1 pseudogene is annotated in these 457 nt (G+C 50.1%); it reads left to right on the top strand.

Annotation, left to right across the window (positions count from 1 at the left end):
* Positions 1-182: 182 nt before the first annotated feature.
* Positions 183-457: pseudogene (locus KQX66_RS38820) on the top strand (bifunctional acetaldehyde-CoA/alcohol dehydrogenase); the annotation flags it as partial.

Below are 457 nucleotides of genomic sequence, written 5' to 3'. Positions count from 1 at the left end.
TCTCCTCACTGCCTGCCCCTCCGGTTGGCGTAGGGTGAAGCTCTTTAAGCAAATCAGCAGCATGCGAAGAAATAACGCGGGAAGACCCCGGTATTCTCATCACCGCTTATCCCCGTTACGACTATACCAGTGGCTCGCACGGCTTATTTACTGAAAGAGTTTAACATTATCAGGAGAGCATTATGGCTGTAACGAATGTCGCTGAACTGAACGAGCTTGTCGCACGTGTCAAAAAAGCCCAGCGCGAATATGCCAACTTCACTCAAGAGCAAGTGGATAAAATCTTCCGCGCTGCCGCCCTCGCCGCTGCTGATGCCCGTATCCCGTTGGCCAAAATGGCCGTGGAAGAATCCGGAATGGGTATCGTCGAAGACAAAGTGATCAAAAACCACTTCGCTTCCGAGTACATCTACAACGCCTATAAAGATGAAAAAACCTGTGGCATCCTGTCTGAAGA

Source organism: Paenibacillus oleatilyticus, assembly GCF_018998565.1.
Lineage (GTDB): Bacteria > Bacillota > Bacilli > Paenibacillales > NBRC-103111 > Paenibacillus_G > Paenibacillus_G oleatilyticus.
This window is presented reverse-complemented; position numbering and strand designations above follow the sequence as displayed.